18 protein-coding genes and 1 pseudogene are annotated in these 16,722 nt (G+C 35.8%); 7 read left to right on the forward strand and 12 right to left on the reverse strand.

Features of this window, described 5'->3' with window-relative positions; all coding sequences use genetic code 11:
• Positions 1-151 precede the first annotated feature (151 nt).
• Positions 152-798, forward strand: a pseudogene (locus HUW50_RS04670) (DUF2225 domain-containing protein).
• Positions 799-917: 119 nt separating this feature from the next.
• On the opposite strand, the gene HUW50_RS04675 reads toward HUW50_RS04670, so the two are convergent.
• Positions 918-1,154 carry a YuzB family protein gene (locus tag HUW50_RS04675; RefSeq protein ID WP_066330348.1) on the reverse strand — a complete coding sequence of 79 codons (237 nt, stop codon included), beginning with the start codon at positions 1,152-1,154 and terminating at the stop codon, positions 918-920.
• Positions 1,155-1,501: 347 nt separating this feature from the next.
• Between HUW50_RS04675 and HUW50_RS04680 the strand changes: the two genes are divergently transcribed.
• Positions 1,502-2,569 carry an NAD(P)/FAD-dependent oxidoreductase gene (locus HUW50_RS04680; RefSeq protein WP_066330349.1) on the forward strand — a complete coding sequence of 356 codons (1,068 nt, stop codon included), beginning with the start codon at positions 1,502-1,504 and terminating at the stop codon, positions 2,567-2,569.
• A gap of 52 nt (positions 2,570-2,621) precedes the next feature.
• On the opposite strand, the gene HUW50_RS04685 is transcribed toward HUW50_RS04680, so the two are convergent.
• Complete coding sequence (locus tag HUW50_RS04685) at positions 2,622-2,942, reverse strand: YuzD family protein (protein ID WP_066330350.1); 321 nt, start codon at positions 2,940-2,942, stop codon at positions 2,622-2,624.
• A 203-nt stretch (positions 2,943-3,145) separates the two neighbouring features.
• Here HUW50_RS04685 and HUW50_RS04690 point away from each other — a divergent pair, with 203 nt between their 5' ends.
• A complete protein-coding gene (locus tag HUW50_RS04690; protein WP_066330351.1) occupies positions 3,146-3,382 on the forward strand; it encodes a NifU family protein in 237 nt (78 codons plus the stop codon).
• A gap of 87 nt (positions 3,383-3,469) precedes the next feature.
• Here the strand turns inward: HUW50_RS04690 and thrB are convergent, their stop codons facing one another.
• The 5 genes from thrB to yutH form a co-directional block, all read right to left on the reverse strand.
• A complete protein-coding gene (thrB, locus tag HUW50_RS04695) occupies positions 3,470-4,390 on the reverse strand; it encodes a homoserine kinase (protein ID WP_066330352.1) in 921 nt (306 codons plus the stop codon).
• Positions 4,387-5,445, reverse strand: a complete 1,059-nt coding sequence (gene thrC, locus HUW50_RS04700; protein ID WP_066330373.1) for a threonine synthase — start codon at positions 5,443-5,445, stop codon at positions 4,387-4,389. The genes thrB and thrC overlap by 4 nt, the downstream gene beginning before the upstream one ends.
• A complete protein-coding gene (locus HUW50_RS04705; RefSeq protein WP_066330353.1) occupies positions 5,445-6,743 on the reverse strand; it encodes a homoserine dehydrogenase in 1,299 nt (432 codons plus the stop codon). The genes thrC and HUW50_RS04705 overlap by 1 nt, the downstream gene beginning before the upstream one ends.
• A gap of 234 nt (positions 6,744-6,977) precedes the next feature.
• Positions 6,978-7,952: a 2-hydroxyacid dehydrogenase gene (locus tag HUW50_RS04710; RefSeq protein ID WP_066330354.1), complete on the reverse strand. Its 975-nt coding sequence runs from the start codon at positions 7,950-7,952 to the stop codon at positions 6,978-6,980.
• Positions 7,953-8,100: 148 nt separating this feature from the next.
• A complete protein-coding gene (gene yutH, locus HUW50_RS04715; protein ID WP_066330355.1) occupies positions 8,101-9,102 on the reverse strand; it encodes a spore coat putative kinase YutH in 1,002 nt (333 codons plus the stop codon).
• A gap of 274 nt (positions 9,103-9,376) precedes the next feature.
• On the opposite strand from yutH, the gene HUW50_RS04720 reads away from it, so the two are divergent.
• Positions 9,377-9,877 (forward strand): phosphatidylglycerophosphatase A family protein, encoded by a 501-nt coding sequence (locus tag HUW50_RS04720; RefSeq protein ID WP_066330356.1) that lies wholly within the window; start codon positions 9,377-9,379, stop codon positions 9,875-9,877.
• Between the two features lie 202 nt (positions 9,878-10,079).
• On the opposite strand, the gene HUW50_RS04725 is transcribed toward HUW50_RS04720, so the two are convergent.
• The 3 genes from HUW50_RS04725 to HUW50_RS04735 form a co-directional block, all read right to left on the reverse strand.
• The gene (locus HUW50_RS04725) at positions 10,080-10,859 is read right to left on the reverse strand and encodes a TIGR01457 family HAD-type hydrolase (RefSeq protein ID WP_185653735.1); all 780 of its coding nucleotides are present in this window, start codon (positions 10,857-10,859) and stop codon (positions 10,080-10,082) included.
• A gap of 99 nt (positions 10,860-10,958) precedes the next feature.
• Positions 10,959-11,402, reverse strand: a complete 444-nt coding sequence (locus HUW50_RS04730; RefSeq protein WP_066330358.1) for a DUF86 domain-containing protein — start codon at positions 11,400-11,402, stop codon at positions 10,959-10,961.
• Positions 11,403-11,473: 71 nt separating this feature from the next.
• On the reverse strand, positions 11,474-12,784 hold the full coding sequence (locus HUW50_RS04735; protein ID WP_066330359.1) for an EAL domain-containing protein: 1,311 nt from the start codon (positions 12,782-12,784) through the stop codon (positions 11,474-11,476).
• Between the two features lie 268 nt (positions 12,785-13,052).
• On the opposite strand from HUW50_RS04735, the gene HUW50_RS04740 reads away from it, so the two are divergent.
• The gene (locus HUW50_RS04740) at positions 13,053-13,319 is read left to right on the forward strand and encodes a DUF3055 domain-containing protein (protein WP_066330360.1); all 267 of its coding nucleotides are present in this window, start codon (positions 13,053-13,055) and stop codon (positions 13,317-13,319) included.
• A 41-nt stretch (positions 13,320-13,360) separates the two neighbouring features.
• On the opposite strand, the gene HUW50_RS04745 is transcribed toward HUW50_RS04740, so the two are convergent.
• Positions 13,361-13,636: a YutD family protein gene (locus HUW50_RS04745; RefSeq protein WP_066330361.1), complete on the reverse strand. Its 276-nt coding sequence runs from the start codon at positions 13,634-13,636 to the stop codon at positions 13,361-13,363.
• Between the two features lie 116 nt (positions 13,637-13,752).
• On the opposite strand from HUW50_RS04745, the gene HUW50_RS04750 reads away from it, so the two are divergent.
• Complete coding sequence (locus HUW50_RS04750) at positions 13,753-14,442, forward strand: YhcN/YlaJ family sporulation lipoprotein (protein ID WP_066330362.1); 690 nt, start codon at positions 13,753-13,755, stop codon at positions 14,440-14,442.
• 61 nt (positions 14,443-14,503) lie between these two features.
• Here the strand turns inward: HUW50_RS04750 and lipA are convergent, their stop codons facing one another.
• Entirely contained in the window at positions 14,504-15,400 is an 897-nt protein-coding gene (gene lipA / locus HUW50_RS04755) for a lipoyl synthase (protein WP_185653736.1), read from the reverse strand.
• A gap of 318 nt (positions 15,401-15,718) precedes the next feature.
• On the opposite strand from lipA, the gene HUW50_RS04760 reads away from it, so the two are divergent.
• Positions 15,719-16,675, forward strand: coding sequence for a M23 family metallopeptidase (locus HUW50_RS04760; RefSeq protein ID WP_066330374.1), 957 nt, complete (start codon positions 15,719-15,721; stop codon positions 16,673-16,675).
• The last annotated feature ends 47 nt before the right edge of the window (positions 16,676-16,722 follow it).

The raw sequence follows: 16,722 nt of genomic DNA on the forward strand, positions 1-16,722 counted from the left end.
CTTTTATTTTATTGTTTTTCCTCTTTTAATTTACATTCCAGCTAGTTCTTTTTACTTATCTTTTTGGTATACTTTACTTATCAAACGAAAATAATGGTGGTCACACATAACAAAAGAACTAGATTATTTATATAATAAAACTGTTACATGCATGATCTGTCAAGAAAAGTATACAACAAAAAAGGTTTTATCTAAATATGTCAGAGCCAATAAACATGATACTGATTTTTGCTCATACTATATGTCCACAAAGAAAAACCCATTACTATACTATGTTCAAGTATGTACGACCTGTGGTTTTTCTTCGTCTGAAGAATTTTCATCCTATTTTCCTCCACTACTTTAAACACAATTCAAGCAAATATATGTGCAAAATGGACTGGTGCGGACTACTGTATTGAACGTTCACTAGAACAGGCGATTAATTCTTATAAATTGGCAATCTATTGTGCCACACTAAAAAATGAAAAGCATATAGCGCTAGCTGGACTCTATTTACGATTAGCATGGCTATATCGTACAGAAAAAATAAATCTAGAAGAGGAAAAACGTTTTTTACGATTAGCACTTACTGAATATGTGAACTCTTATATGATTGGTGATTTTGCAGATACACACCTTTCTGAAATAAAGCTCCTATATATCATTGGAGACTTAAGTAGAAGACTCGGAATGAGAGAACAGGCAACAAAATACTTCTCACGTGTCATAGAAAAGCAAAAAGAAACAATTGAAAAAGGTATTGTTGAAATGGCGAAGGATCGATGGGCAGAAATGCGAGAAAAGAAATTAGGATAAAGACAAAAAGGAGCTTGTATTAAAAAGCTCCTTTTTATGATTATGAAGGAAATGGACTTTTAGCTAATCATTACCTTACATTTATATCGTTGCGAAAATACGCCAATCGGTATTGATTATTAAAACATTGGGTTTTCTTCTAAAAAAATATAAATATTTTCAACAAGCTCATTAGGATTTGTACCCGTAACAATTTCTCCGTTAACCAATACATAAAGGGAATGACTACATTTACCGCAATATCCTAAACATCCATATTCGATAATATCTAAATTGGGATCTTTTTCAAGCTGTTCTAATGCAGCTTGAGCTCCATTTGCTAAATTACTTATACAAAACTCAATAATCGGCTTCATTTTTTACACCTCTCTACTGCTCCCTATTACCATAGGAATAAACACTTACGTCCAAACTTTATTATACTATTATATTGAGGTCAAGGCACATATCTTGGATGGGAAATTTTTTCTTGAAAAAAGATTATTTTCTTGTAAACACTAACTAAATAATCCATCTTTGTGTTTAACAGTTATGTTCTACGAGTAAATCTCACTATTTAATTAAAGCTTTTTCTGATAATGTGTTGTGATTTCAGCTTAAATTCGTTATACTTTTTATGAAATTTTGAATTATTTAACGTATTATTTCTTGATTTTTATTATATCATCAACATCAAAAACGTGGGGAAAAAGGGGTATCGTAGATGAAGAATCTAGTGATTCTTGGCGGTGGCTACGGTGGAATGCGAATTCTACTTAGATTGTTACCAAACCATTTGCCAGAAGATGTTCAAATTACACTTATAGATAAAAATCCATATCATTGTCTTAAAACCGAGTATTATGCACTTGCAGCCGGTACAATTTCTGATCATCACATTCGTGTTTCTTTTCCTGAACATCCACGTCTCCATTCAAAGTTTGGGGAAGTGACTTCTGTAAATCTTGACAAAAAAGAAGTTGTCATAAATGAAGAAGAAATTGTTCCTTATGATGACTTAATCATTGGATTAGGCTGTGAGGACAAGTATCATAATGTTCCTGGCGCAAATGAATATACTTATAGCATCCAATCGATTGATCAATCACGTGATGCGTATCAAAAATTAAACAATTTAAATGCTGATGCTACTGTAGCAATTGTTGGAGCAGGGCTTAGCGGTGTGGAGCTTGCTAGTGAATTAAGGGAAAGTCGTAAGGATTTAAATATTAAGTTATTTGACCGCGGAAAGCATATCTTAGCTAGCTTCCCTGAGCGACTAAGCAGCTACGTGGAAAGATGGTTTACTGAGCACGGAGTGGAAATCATTAATGGTGCTAATATCACAAAGGTTGAACCTAATGTTGTTTATAACCATGATCAACCCTTTGATTGTGATGTGATTGTTTGGACAGCAGGTATTCAACCTAATAAAATCGTTCGTGACCTTCCAGTTGAAAAGGATGCTCAAGGTCGTGTCGTCCTAACGACTCAGCACTATATTCCAAATTATGAGGATACATTTGTCGTAGGTGATTGTGCTAGTCTTCCACATGCCCCAAGTGCTCAACTAGCAGAAGCGCAAGCAGAACAAATTGTCCAAGTCTTACAAAAAAAATGGAATGGGGAGCCTCTTCCAGAATCATTCCCTCCATTTAAACTTAAAGGTGTTCTTGGCTCTCTTGGTAAAAAACAAGGCTTTGGTTTAGTAAACGATCGACCACTAATGGGAAGAGTACCACGTTTATTAAAATCCGGGGTATTATGGATGTATAAATATCATAATGGTTAAATAGAACAAGCGGAAGACTCGAAGTTTGAGACTTCCGCTTATTTATTATTGACTATTTACTCTCATACCCGTGTTGTTCCATCGTTTCATAAATCTTTTTTAACCGCGGATTTCCTTCGCCAACAACCGTACCATCAATGACAACAAGCGGATAGAAATATTCATCATTTAATACCTTCTCAGCCATTTCCTGCTTTTTAGGGTTGTTTGGAGGCTGGTGAATATCAATATAGGTAATTGTAAAGTGCTGATTCTGATACTTTCTTTTTAAAGCTGCATCAAGCCATTCATATGTTTCTTTAGCTGATGGTAAATTCACACAGCTAGGACAAAGAATCTCCGCCCCATATACACAAATCTCAACTGATTTCATTCTATCCCCACCACAATTCTTTTTCTCCATTGTATTCGACTAGATGAAAGATTTCCATCTTATCGTTAGTTAGATGTACCATTTTTAAAATTGAAATAATATGATAAAATAAGCTGTATTAAGTTTTATTATATCCAATCTTTCGATTAGATTTTTCACGACATTTCAAATATAATATAAAATAAGGAAAGGAGTCGATTTGTATGACTGAAACAGTAATGATTGAACAAGTTCAAGAAGTATTAGATAAACTGCGTCCATTCTTACTTCGTGATGGAGGAGATTGTGAATTAGTAGATGTAGAAGACGGCATTGTAAAGCTTCGCCTATTAGGTGCTTGTGGAAGCTGCCCTAGTTCAACAATCACATTAAAGGCTGGTATTGAACGTGCTTTATTAGAGGAAGTACCAGGTGTTATAGAAGTAGAACAGGTATTTTAATAAAGGAAAGGACTAGCCAAGTGGTTAGTCCTTTTCTTTTATTAGAAAAACTGGCTGATGTTTCAACCAGTTTTTTCACAATCTTTATTATACACTTTTCACTTCTTTAACCTGCTCTACTCTACAGCCTTCAAAGTCAATGTCTAGACGCTCAACATCACAGTTTGAAAACTCACTTGCCAATTTTTCAGCTAAATAGTCACCTTTTCCTTTTTCAACGAAACAAATAACCGTAGGACCTGCACCGCTAAGGGCTGAACCGTATGCACCTAGATCACGTATCTTTTCTTGAACTGCAGCAATTTCTGGGATTAAACTACTTCTATACGGCTGATGAAAAAGATCTTTGTTCATCATTTGTCCTACTAGCTTCCAATTGTTCGTAAGGATTCCAGCGACTAACATATTACTAATTGCACTTGCTTCTACTGCTGCTTTGTAGTCAAGTGCTTCTGGTAAGACGTTTCTAGCATCACTTGTAAATACCTCATATTTAGGTACAACAACAACTGTGTCTACATCTATATTCTTTACACAAACTAATTCTGTTTGATCCTCTTGATGAAGACCGACAACTAACCCACCAAAAAGGGAAGCACCAACATTATCTGGATGACCCTCTTCAAGGCTTGCTATTCTTAATTTCTCATCATTTGTTAATTGAAGGTTACAAAGCTGATTTGCAAGCTCAATTCCAGCAATAATCGCTGAGGCACTGCTGCCAATCCCCCTTGCCATCGGGATATCGCTCCATACCTTTACTTCACAAACTGGCAATTTTTTATTATGTTTAGAAGCTGTCTTATTAGCTACCTTAGCAATTAAGTTATCCTCATTTGTAGGTAGTTCCTTAACATGCTCAGTCATTGGGATAAAAAGAAGTTGATCTGCTTTTGTCACTTCAAGTGTTAAATATTTACCGAGCGCAAGCCCAATAGAATCAAATCCCGGTCCTAAATTGGCCGTGCTACCCGGTACCGTAATTTTTAACATGTCGCCTTCTTTCATTGAACAGTAACTCCATTTAATTGCTGTAAGAAGACTTCCTCGTCATTCGGAAGAACAATTGGTTTGATTTCTGAAATATCGATCGCAGTATTTGGATCTTTTAAACCATTACCAGTTAAAACTGCAACAACCTTGCTACCTTCTTTAATAAGACCCAATTTACGATGCTTGATCAAGCCAGCTATTGATGCGCAAGAGCCAGGTTCAGCAAATACACCTTCCTCACGTGCGATTAATTGATAAGCTTCTAGGATTTCTTCATCAGTAACAGAATCAATTTTACCATTTGACTCTTCCTTCGCTTTTACAGCTGTTTCCCAGCTTGCTGGGTTTCCGATACGAATAGCTGTAGCAACTGTCTCAGGATTTTCAATTGGTTCACCACGAACGATAGCAGCTGCACCTTCAGCTTGGAAGCCATGAATTTTCGGTAAACCTGTTTGTTTCTTTTCATTATACTCTTTAAAACCTTTCCAGTAAGCTGTGATGTTACCTGCATTTCCTACAGGAATTGCAAGATAATCTGGTGCGCTACCGAGTTGTTCACACACCTCAAATGCAGCAGTTTTTTGGCCTTCAATTCGATATGGATTTACCGAGTTAACTAAAGTAATCGGTAGTTTCTCACTTATGTTTCGAACCATTGTTAGTGCATGATCGAAATTGCCTTGGATCGCATAAATTTCTGCTCCATACATAACCGCTTGTGCAAGCTTTCCAAATGCGATTTTCCCGTCTGGAATTAAAACGATACATTTCATGTTTGCTCTTGCAGCATAAGCAGCCGCCGCTGCAGAGGTGTTACCAGTTGACGCACAAATAACTGTGTCACTACCTTCTTCTTTAGCTTTTGCCACTGCCATTACCATTCCACGATCTTTAAATGAACCAGTTGGATTTGTACCTTCTGTTTTCACATATAATTCAACTCCAAGCTTTTCAGAAAGCTTTGGTAAATGGATAAGAGGTGTATTCCCCTCTTGAAGAGTTAATTTAGGTGTTTTATCTGTTACTGGTAAAAACTCTGCAAATTCTTGGATAAGACCTTTCCACATCATATTGAACCGTTCCCTTCTACTCGATACGTACTTTTTACTTCTTCTACTACTTCTAAGTCATTTAAATGTTGTAAAATTTCTTCAAAATCGCTTTGAGCTGCTTTATGTGTAACAATCACAATTTCTGCTAGATTGCTATTTTTAATTGGGAGCTGAAGGATTTTCTCAAAACTAACTCCTCTTTCAGAGAAAAGGGATGTGATATTTGAGAATGCACCTACTTGATCCTTCGCTGTAATTCTTAAGAAATGCTGTGCGTAAATATGCTCTGGGCTTTTTAACTGCTTTTCAAATTGAGGAGCAACTGCACTTCTTCCATTAACATCAAGTCTCATGTTTTTCATAACGCCTACTAAATCAGATACAACTGATGTTGCAGTAGGAAGACTTCCCGCTCCAGGACCGTAGAACATCGTTTCACCAACTGCTTCACCATAAACATACACTGCGTTATATTCGTCATTTACAGCAGCTAATGGATGAGATTCAGGTAGTAAGGTTGGTTCAACAGCAACTTCTATTTTCCCATTTTCTCTTTGTGCTATTCCAATTAACTTCATTGTGTAGCCAAGACGCTTGCTATAACCAATATCATCATCAGTAACACTTGAGATTCCTTTTACTTTTACATCTTCTAAGTCAACATGCATTGAAAAGCCTAAGCGAGCAAGAATGGCCATTTTTCTAGCTGCATCCAAGCCTTCTACATCTGATGTCGGATCAGCTTCCGCATACCCAAGATCTTGAGCTTCCTTTAAAACTTCGTCATATGCACTTCCGAGCTTCGTCATTTTTGTTAAAATAAAGTTCGTTGTTCCATTAACAATTCCCATCATTTTTGTAATTCGATCTGAAGCTAAGCCATCTACTAGGCTACGTAAAATTGGGATTCCGCCTGCTACACTAGCCTCATAGAAAAGGTCACAGCCATTCTCTGTAGCAATCGAAAGTAGTTCTGTTCCGTACACTGCCATTAAATCTTTATTCGCTGTAACAACATGTTTTTTTGCTTTTAGCGCTTCAATTAAATGTTGACGAGTTTCTTCTACTCCGCCCATTACTTCAATAACAACATCTATATCAGGGTTTTTTATTACATCATCTACATTTGTGGTAAAGACCTCTTTTTCAATGTGGACTTGTCGTTCTTTATCCATATTTTTTACTAATACCTTTTTAACTTTTACTGGACAACCAACTTGGTGCATTAATTTATCTTGGTGATCCTCGATAATCTTAACAACACCACTTCCAACCGTTCCAAGACCTAAAAGTCCAACATGTATTGCTTCCACAAGTTCCACTCCTTTTCATGTTCATCCAGAGAGTACAACTGTACCCTCATAAAAGACACCATTAATATACTTGTCATTATAAAATGCATAGAACTGTTTTACAAGGGCGAATTTTCAGTTTTTATAATGAAAACGCTACCTTTGTTGCTGTATAAGGGTTTTATTTTTTTTACATTTTTTAAAATTCAAACTCAATTTTGTTATGTATAAAGTTTTTCAATATATTATTTATACTTAATTTACGATGACCTCTGTTTTTGGCGAATTTCCTTTTAGGACAGATGCAATATTATCTGCACATAAATTCATCATCGTATATCTTGTTTCAAGGCTTGCGCTTCCGATATGTGGTAATGCAACAACATTATGTAATCCTACTAATGGATGGCTCGATTCGATCGGCTCTTGCAAAAATACATCAAGCCCAGCACCAGCAATTTCATTGTTGATTAGTGCTTCATAAAGGTCAACCTCATTCACAACGGCACCTCGGCTTGCATTGACAAAAATACTAGAGTTTTTCATTTTTATAAATGCATCCTTGTTAAAAAGCTCACGTGTTTCATCGGTTAAAGGTGCTAAACAAACGACAAAGTCAGCATTTGATATCAATTCATCAAACGTAGAATAGATGGCACCAAGTTTAGTCTCTGCCTCCTCATTTCTTGTTCGGTTATGGTAGAGAATCTTCATGTCAAAGCCTGTTGCTCGTTTTGCAACTGCTTGTCCAATTTTCCCCATGCCAACAATACCAATTGTCTTATGGTGGACATCAACCCCGGCTAAAAGTAATGGTCCCCAGCTTTTCCATTGATTCTCTTTCACATAATCTGCTGCTTCTAGTAATCGGCGTGCTGTTGCAAGAATTAAACCAAATGTTAGATCCGCAGTAGTATCTGTTAATACATCTGGAGTATTACAGACAACAATTCCTGAATCATTCGCATAATGAACATCAATGTTATCATATCCAACTGCTAGATTTGCTACGACTTTTAACTGCCCAGCTACATCTAATAATTGTTTATCAATTGAATCTGAGAGCATTGTTAATAGTGCATCAGCTTTTTTTGCTTTCTCAAGTAATAAATCTCTTGGACAAGGTGTTTCCTCTTCTGGCCACATTTCTACATCTGCTATTTCATAAAGTGGTTGAAGCTGTTGTTCTGAACATTTTCTTGTCACAAAAATATAAGGTCTTGTAGTCAATATGATCACCTCAGAAAGTTATAGTTGGTACCCTTATTTTACCACAAGCCCTACTAAATGTACTTTTTATTAATATAAATAGAATGACTGACCCGAATTTCAAAGAAATTGAATCAGCCACCTTAATTTCCATATATGCTTTTGCTCCTTACGATGACATCCATTCAACAGTTGGTACAACAATTCTTTTTGTTTTAATAGACAACATACTCGAATACCCTCGCAAGAATGATTCATACTGACTTGAATTTTTCAATATTTCATTCATTTCCCCTTCAAAAAATGGTTTATCTTCTTCTTGTGACAAATAATAATTTTCTACACACTCAAAATAATGAATAGGGAATAATAATCTACTATAAATAAGTCTCCATGAGAATGCTGAAAGTGGTGTTGTACGATCATAATCTTCTAAAAAACTGAAACCATTTATTTTTAATTCCTCATGATTTTCAAAGAAAAGATGTCTCATATATTCTGCAATGTCCCTACTACCATGATCAAAAACCCATTCAGTTGGTAATTTAACACACATTTTTGGATTCCATGTTGTAGAGTTGAAACGATGGTGACAAATAGTTCCTGAGTCAATCGGTTGTGGCTCTTCATCTAGTTCTGTATCTACTAAATATTGAATTGCGTTTTCTGCTAATCCTAAATAATAGGGAAAAGACTCTACAAACATTTTTTCAAACTGATTTAGCGGTTGATTATGCACCCTCCCCATCCAAAATGACTCTAATTGATCTAAGCGCTTTTCCCAAAGAAATTTCCATTGACCAATTCGCTGTGTTTTTGACACTTGATAGGGATAAGATCTCGCCTTTTGATGAAAACGAGCTAATTCTCTACCAATTTGATTAAACCTCCCTTGTGTATAGGATGAACATTTGATTATTGCATATTTTGCTTCATCCTTCTCAAAAAACATATGGTTTTTTTTCGTTAAAACAAAGCTTGAAATATAAGGCTCCCTTTTTTCTAACATAAATTGACTTAATTGATATAACTCGTATAGTTCTTCTTCATCTATATGTGAGACAGGTATTAGTAGGAAATGGGTTTGGTGCAGATAAAAAGAGTCATAGTTGCCCAGCTTTGTCATCTCTTGAACTTTTATTCCATACTCTTCGAAAATTGTTTTCTTCATCTTAATCCCTCCTGCACAAATATCCTTATTCTATCGTAATCCATTTTTCTTAAGTTTATGATCAATTAAAGCAGGGAGTACAGATGTTTTGTAGAAGAATATAAGGATAGTCGTTTATTCTTATTAAATTTGTTTAGACTGTTAACAGAGTATTGATTTTTCCCCCTCTAGTTAAAGAATTGTATGAGTGTCAGACTTATTACTGGAATATTTGGTATATATGCGTCATAAACTAAATAAATGCTCAAAACATAAAGAATTGGGTGATGGTTAAATGAAAAGTGAAGAAAAGATGGATCTCGTTGAAAAAACAGCAAGGGAATGGATGGTTAAACGCGGAGTAAAACTTGAAGATATTGCTGATTTAGTATACTTTTTACAGGAAAAGTATCACCCTGATTTAACAATGAAAGAATGCTTAGAAAATGTTGACCGCGTTCTTACGAAAAGAGAGGTCCAAAATGCTGTTCTTACAGGTATCCAGTTTGATGTGTTAGCTGAAAAAGGCCAATTGGAGGAGCCATTACAGAATATCATTGAGACTGATGAAAGCTTATATGGAGTAGATGAAATTCTAGCTTTTTCAATTGTCAACATCTATGGTTCAATCGGCTTCACAAATTATGGATACATTGACAAGCTTAAACCTGGTATTCTGCAATACTTAAATGATAAATCATCAGGAAAATGCCATACATTTTTAGACGATATCGTAGGAGCGATTGCAGCAGCTGCCTCAAGCAGACTAGCACACCGAGCTCGTGATGTTGAATAATAAGAAAAGCGCAAGCGCCTTGTTCAGACCCGACAGGCATAAGACGCTCAGGAATAGAAGACGTTCTTTGTCTTCAATTCCTGAGTGGCTTATGACCCCGAGGGTCTAGGCGCTGGAGCTAGACACTAACACTGAGTAAGAAAAGCTATTAATTCTGATACGAGAAAAAAGCAATTGGTCATGTCGCCAATTGCTTTTATTTTTAATTTCGAATTACCCCACGCACATAATCTGTTAATGAATCCACTGTATATGTCGGCTGAATTGAATAGTCTTTTAACTGGATTTTAGATGTCACACCTGTATGCACAAGCAACGTATCTAAACCACAATTGATACCAGCCTTTATATCAGTATCATAATTATCTCCGACCATTAATGTGTCACTTTTATCTATTCCTAACACTTGTAATGCCTGTTCAACGATGATTGCTTCTGGTTTCCCAATAAAAATTGGCTGAGTATTTGTTGAGACTGAAACAACAGACGTAAGCGCACCATTCCCAGGTAAGAGACCTCGCTCAGTAGGAAGTGCAATATCTGCATTTGTAGAAACAAATGTAGCACCGTTTCTTACTGCAATACAGGCCATTGCCAGCTTTTCATACGTGATTTCTCGGTCAATCCCGGTTACAACAAAATCAGGGGCTTGATCTACAAGCATTAAGCCTCTATTCTCCAATGCTTGTTTTAGCCCTACTTCACCAATAGCATATATGCTAGCTCCCCGCTTTTTCTCCCATATAAAGTTAGCAGTAGCTTGGCTAGTAGTAAAAACATGTTCTTTTGTTGCATGAATATTAAATTGTGTTAGCTTCTTCGCTACTTGTTCCGGTGTTTGTGAGGAATTATTTGTAACGAATAAGTAAGGGATTTGATTTTTTACTAAATAAGCAACAAACTCGCTTGCTGCCTCAATTTGTTCTGTTCCTCTATACATCGTACCGTCTAAATCAATTAAATACCCTTTATACTGCTTCACTTGAATCACTTCTTTCCTTTTATTTCCAATTTGAAAGAGGATGACTATTTTAGAGTCACCCTTTTGTGCATGTTCTTTTTCATGCAATATTTCAATTATTTAGACTGGTTTAAAAGCTGTGACTGGTCCGAGTTCGTTTTTTATGTAATTCCGTACATTGGTTGGAAACCCATTTAGATTATTCTCATTAGTTACAAACGTAAGTACTAACTTTTCATGGTCAACATCTAAATAATCTTGTACTAACACTTTTCTAAGGTGAATTACTTCTTTAAGACCAACTGCTTCATCATTGTTTATTACCTTTTCATCCAGTAGGATATCAATAATATCTTCATAACTTCCTGGATCTCTCATAATAAAGCCATCGATTATAGCATTCCCAACATCAAGAATAGTTTCAATGCTCATATGACAGATTCTTTCAAGAGCCGCTTTCTCAATAGCGCTAGTCCATTCATCTGCTTGACTTATAAAAAGATCTAACTGATTTTCTAGAAAATTTAATTTGGCTTCAATTTGTTCTCGATCAACAAAGTACATTTGTTTTCACCATCCATTATCCTATTCTTAACTGGCATATCGGATTCGACTGACCGTTAAGATTCAATAAGTTATAAGAACGCAACTCTTTCTTTCTCTAACGTCCCAGGTTTTGCATAAAAGTATCCTTGCGCTAGGTCGACTCGATTTCTTACTAGAACGTCTGCTTCTTCTTTTTTTTCTATTCCCTCTGCAACTACGAGTGAACCTGTTTCTTTCGCAATCAAAATTAATCCTTTTAGCATAGATTCCTTTACTTTGTTTGTATCAATGTCTTGTATGACAGACCGATCAATTTTGATAATATCTGGTAGTAGTTCACTTATAGTATGAAGACTTGAATAACCAGCACCTGTATCATCTACAGCAATCCGAAATCCTTTTTGTCGCAATTGTTTAATGTTATCATGAAAAAACGTTAACCCCTCTATCGAATCCCGCTCTGTTACTTCAAAAATAATTTTATTAGGTTTAATCTCTGGATAGTTCGTTAAAAGCTTATTAAGTGCAGGGATAAAGCGTTTGTTCCCTAATGTAAGTGGCGTGAAATTAATAAAAACATCATCTAAACAGCGAACTCGGTTAATCAACTTGAATGCTTTTTCTAACACTAATAACTCTAAATCGTAGTTTAAGTTTGATTGTCTTGCCAGGGAAAATAATTGCAGGGGGTTCTCAAGTACAGTTCCTTTTGGTCCCCTTGTTAAAACTTCCCACGCTTTAATTTTATTTGTAGACAAATCTATAATTGGTTGTGCTAATAATGTAATTTCACGCTTTTGAATGATATCCCGCATCTCGATTAATGTTTCGATATACCGAGATTGGATCCGCTTTTCTGCCATTGCCACTGCTTGTTGTTGTGCTGTATAAAGAGCATCCTGTGTCGTGTAATGCAGCCTCTCTATAAACATATATCCAATATCAAATGTATGATTAAAATACGGGTATTTTGTATAAATCCATTTTTCTAACTTTGGTGTTAATGTCCTTAACATATTCTCAATCTGCATGACATTTTGTTTTTCGTCATTTATTTTAAGAAAAATTGTCAATCCATCGCTATAATAATCATGAACAACAAGTAAATCATTACTATAAATTGAGTCCTCAAAAATATGTTTAAACCCTATTCTAAGTTCCTCTTTATACTCGTTTAGTTGATTAAGTTCAAGTTGTTGGGATAACTCTCGAAGATTTGAGGTAGAGATAACGACTACCGCGACCTGCTGACCATTTGACAGTGCACGATAGACTCCTTCTAATACAGGGTCTCTGAGTACAAATTTTGGTGGGTAATAACGTAATTTGTGATGTGGTAAAAAAAGTTTATTCCACTTTTTAATTCTTCTGAATTGCATATCCCAAAAGCCACTGTTCATGAATACTCAACCCTTCTGGTAGACACCGTTTACGTAATCATATTTTAACACAATTATGGAAATTTCGACTAATTTCATGGAAAATTAATTTTGAACTCTGGTTTCCTTTTATTTTTATTTTTATTTAAAAAATTACATTCAATTTGTTATGATGTACTTATCTTTTAATTGAAAGTTGTACATGATTCTTGGAAGTAAGTCTGAAGAATCTCTCAATGTATGTTTTATGTGCCAAAACGAAATGATCAACTTAAAAGGAGAGATACTCATGTCTGAACGCTTTTTTTTATACGATGATACAGTAGATACGAAAACGAGATTTGTGAGTTTTATGGGAGAAAATCAACGATTTGACCTAGCAATTATTCAAAGTGATCGATACTATGGCAAACAGATTGTTCTCGATATCCAAAGTAATCGATTCGCAATAATTGGCGAGGATGATCTAAAAGAACCAGGATATTTAGAATTTGCCTATAAGCTAGGTGAAGAGGATGCTGAGGAATTACGTGACTTTTTATATCAACTTGTTTAATTTGTCATTTCCCCTCAAGGAAAACGTGGCTTAGCCACGTTTTATTTTTTTAACTTTTTCAATACAAAATAAGCACAACCAAAATTGCAATACTCAAAAATATATTCATCCAGTGTGCTTATCTTGGTGTCATAGGATGCCTTTTGGTTTTGATCATCAAAGAAGCCACGCAACCTTAGCTGATTATATCCCCAATCCCCAACAATAAAGTCATATTTATTTAAGATATCGCTGTATCTTTCTTTAAATGCATCTTCATTAAAACCACTTTTTTCTTCTTTTACTAATTCAAAACATTGGTTCTGAACACAAATCATTATAATTCACCTCATCATATTCCTTATTCTTATAATAATCTAATCATACCCAACCATCAATTACTAAGAAAGTTTCTATTATCTTTGGTCATCCTAATGTTGAGGAGGTGCTAATAGTGATAAAAACGAAATTAGCGATTAGTGTTGTTGGTTTATCTCTATTAACTGCTTGTCAGTATGGCGCTGAAGAGGATGCTCAATTTTTACATGAAAGTGGTAATACAATAAATGTACAGGATCGAACCGACCTTTACAATGAGGAAGGTCATACAAATTTAAATAATAGCAAATCAGCCAACTTTGGATATGTACGTCATCAAAAAAGTGGCATTGCACAGGATGTAACGTTTAACCGAACTCCAGGCTTAGATAGAGAGCAAGCTGCAAACACGATTAGCAGCTTAATTGTCCAGTTACCAAATGTAGAAGATGTTGCGACACTAGTCACCGATGAAGAAGTATTGGTTGCCTATGAGACAGATTCTGATAATCGCTTTGAAACAGCGGACCAAGTTAAGAAAACCGCTTCATCTGCAGTCCCAAGGTATTACCACGTCTATGTATCAGATGAAGTGAATATGATTCAACAAATTGAAGCATTTAGTCCTTTGGATTCCAATAGTCGCGATATTGACCAAATTTTAAACAAGACAATAAAAGAAATGTTAAAATCACCGCAAGGGCGTGCCTTAAATAAGGGTGAAAATGAAAATGGAGAAGGCTACGGTGAAATGAATGAAGAACTAGATGATGATATGAAGGATAACTATGAAAAGACAAGATTTAATAAGAAGACAAAAGAATAACTACAAAAAAGGAAGAGTGAATACCTCTTCCTTTTTTTGTAAAACGTAGTCTGAATACTGTTTAAGCTTGTGCTTGTTTTTGCTTTGCAGCAGCATTAACTTGCTCGTCTGCATGGTAAGAAGAACGTACAAGAGGACCTGCTTCGCAATGGCTGAAGCCCTTACTTATAGCAATTTCACGTAGTTCTGCAAATTCGTCTGGATGATAATATTTTTGTACCTTTAAGTGTTTTTTGGTTGGCTGTAGATATTGACCAATTGTCATAATGTCAACATTATTTGCTCTTAAATCATCCATTGTCTCAATGATCTGTTCCTTCGTCTCGCCTAATCCAATCATTAAGCTAGATTTGGTAGGAATGTCTGGTTGCATTTCTTTTGCACGTTTTAGGAACTCTAATGATCTGTCATATTTAGCACGTGCACGTACTCTTGGAGTAAGCTCACGAACAGTTTCTATATTATGATTTAAAATATCAGGCTTTGCGTCCATTAAGGTTTTAAGGTTTTCATAAACCCCACCCATATCTGAAGGTAGAACCTCAATGGAAGTAAATGGGCTTTTACGGCGAATGGCACGGACAGTTTCAGCAAATACTTTTGCACCACCATCCTTTAAATCATCACGAGCAACTGCGGTAACAACTGCGTGCTTTAGATTCATTAACGTAACAGAGTCTGCAACACGTTCTGGTTCTGCTAAATCAAGTTCTGTAGGAAGCCCTGTTTTAACAGCACAGAAACGGCATGCACGGGTGCAAGTATCACCTAGGATCATAAATGTTGCTGTTCTACGAACTGCCCAACATTCATGTATGTTTGGACATTTTGCTTCCTCACAAACGGTATGAAGATTTTTTTCTCTCATAAGTTTCTTTAAATCAGTATAATTTTCATTTGTATTTAATTTTATTTTTAACCATTCTGGCTTACGTAAATATTCTTCCTTTTTCGCCATCAGATTCATCTCCAGTTATGTAATCTAAAATATAATTTTTACGTTTTCTCTTTAAGTTTTTTATATCCGTATCCACTTTAACATATGACACCCGAGCGGACAAGGGAAAGGGCCTTTTGCAATTTCTAACATTTTCTATTAATGAAAAACCAATTGAAAACCAAACTATTAAGAGAAACTTCCCTTTTGGCAGGTCTATCCCTTTTATGACAGTAAGCGGAATAGAACAGGTAAAACTGCCAGTTAATGCGGAATACATGAAATGGCTGAAAGGAGCTCATTACTGTGCGCAAAGTTCTATGTTCCATTATTATCTTTATGGTGATTAGTTTTTCAGCTCAATCTTTAGCTTTTGGTGCTGAAACTGATCAAAATCAAGAATACCAAAAGCTAATGAGCTTATATAAAAAGACAGAAACTGTAACAAATATACCTTGGTACGTATTAGCGTCCATTGATCAATATGAGAGAAATGTTCGCCATTCCCGCAATGATATCCCCAAAGCCGAGGGATTAATTGAGATATATTTCAAGCCAGAGGTTTGGAGTGGTCCTCTTAATCCTAACAAAGAAGATCAAAACCCTATAACTATCGGGTTGTTTGAAGGAATTGGTGAAGACGGTAATGGCGATAAACGTGCTGATCCTAAAAATGACGAAGATATCCTTTATTCATTTGCACATTTTCTACAATCATATGGGACGGATATTGAAAACCTAAAAATTGGCTTATGGGATTATTATCAACGTGATAAGGCAGTAGGACTTATTTTAGGTCATATGAAATTGTATAAAAAGTATGGCCGATTAGATTTAGATAAACACGCATTTCCTGTCCCTCTTAACCATAATTATAGCTACAATAACACTTGGGGTGATGCTCGAGGTTGGGGGGGGCGACGTATTCATGAAGGAACAGACATATTTGCTAATTACGGGGTTCCTGTACGGGCTACATGTTTTGGCGTTATTGAAATGAAGGGCTGGAACCGATATGGCGGCTGGAGAGTTGGGATTAGAGATATTGATAATACGTATCACTATTTCGCTCATTTAAATGGTTTCGCTGACGGTCTTCAAACTGGACAGATTGTTGAACCAGGACAACTAATCGGTTCAGTCGGAAGCTCAGGCTACGGACCTCCAGGTACTGCAGGGAAATTCCCTCCACACCTACATTACGGTCTTTATAAGGATAATGGGAGAACCGAGTGGTCATTTGACCCTTATCCACATTTAAAAGCATGGGAGCGTGCTGAGAGAAATAAGAGATAATTTTCACAAAAAAAATAATAGGCTGACATTAATGTCAGCCTATTATT

Source organism: Metabacillus sp. KUDC1714 (assembly GCF_014217835.1).
Classification (GTDB): Bacteria; Bacillota; Bacilli; order Bacillales; family Bacillaceae; genus Metabacillus; species Metabacillus rhizosphaerae.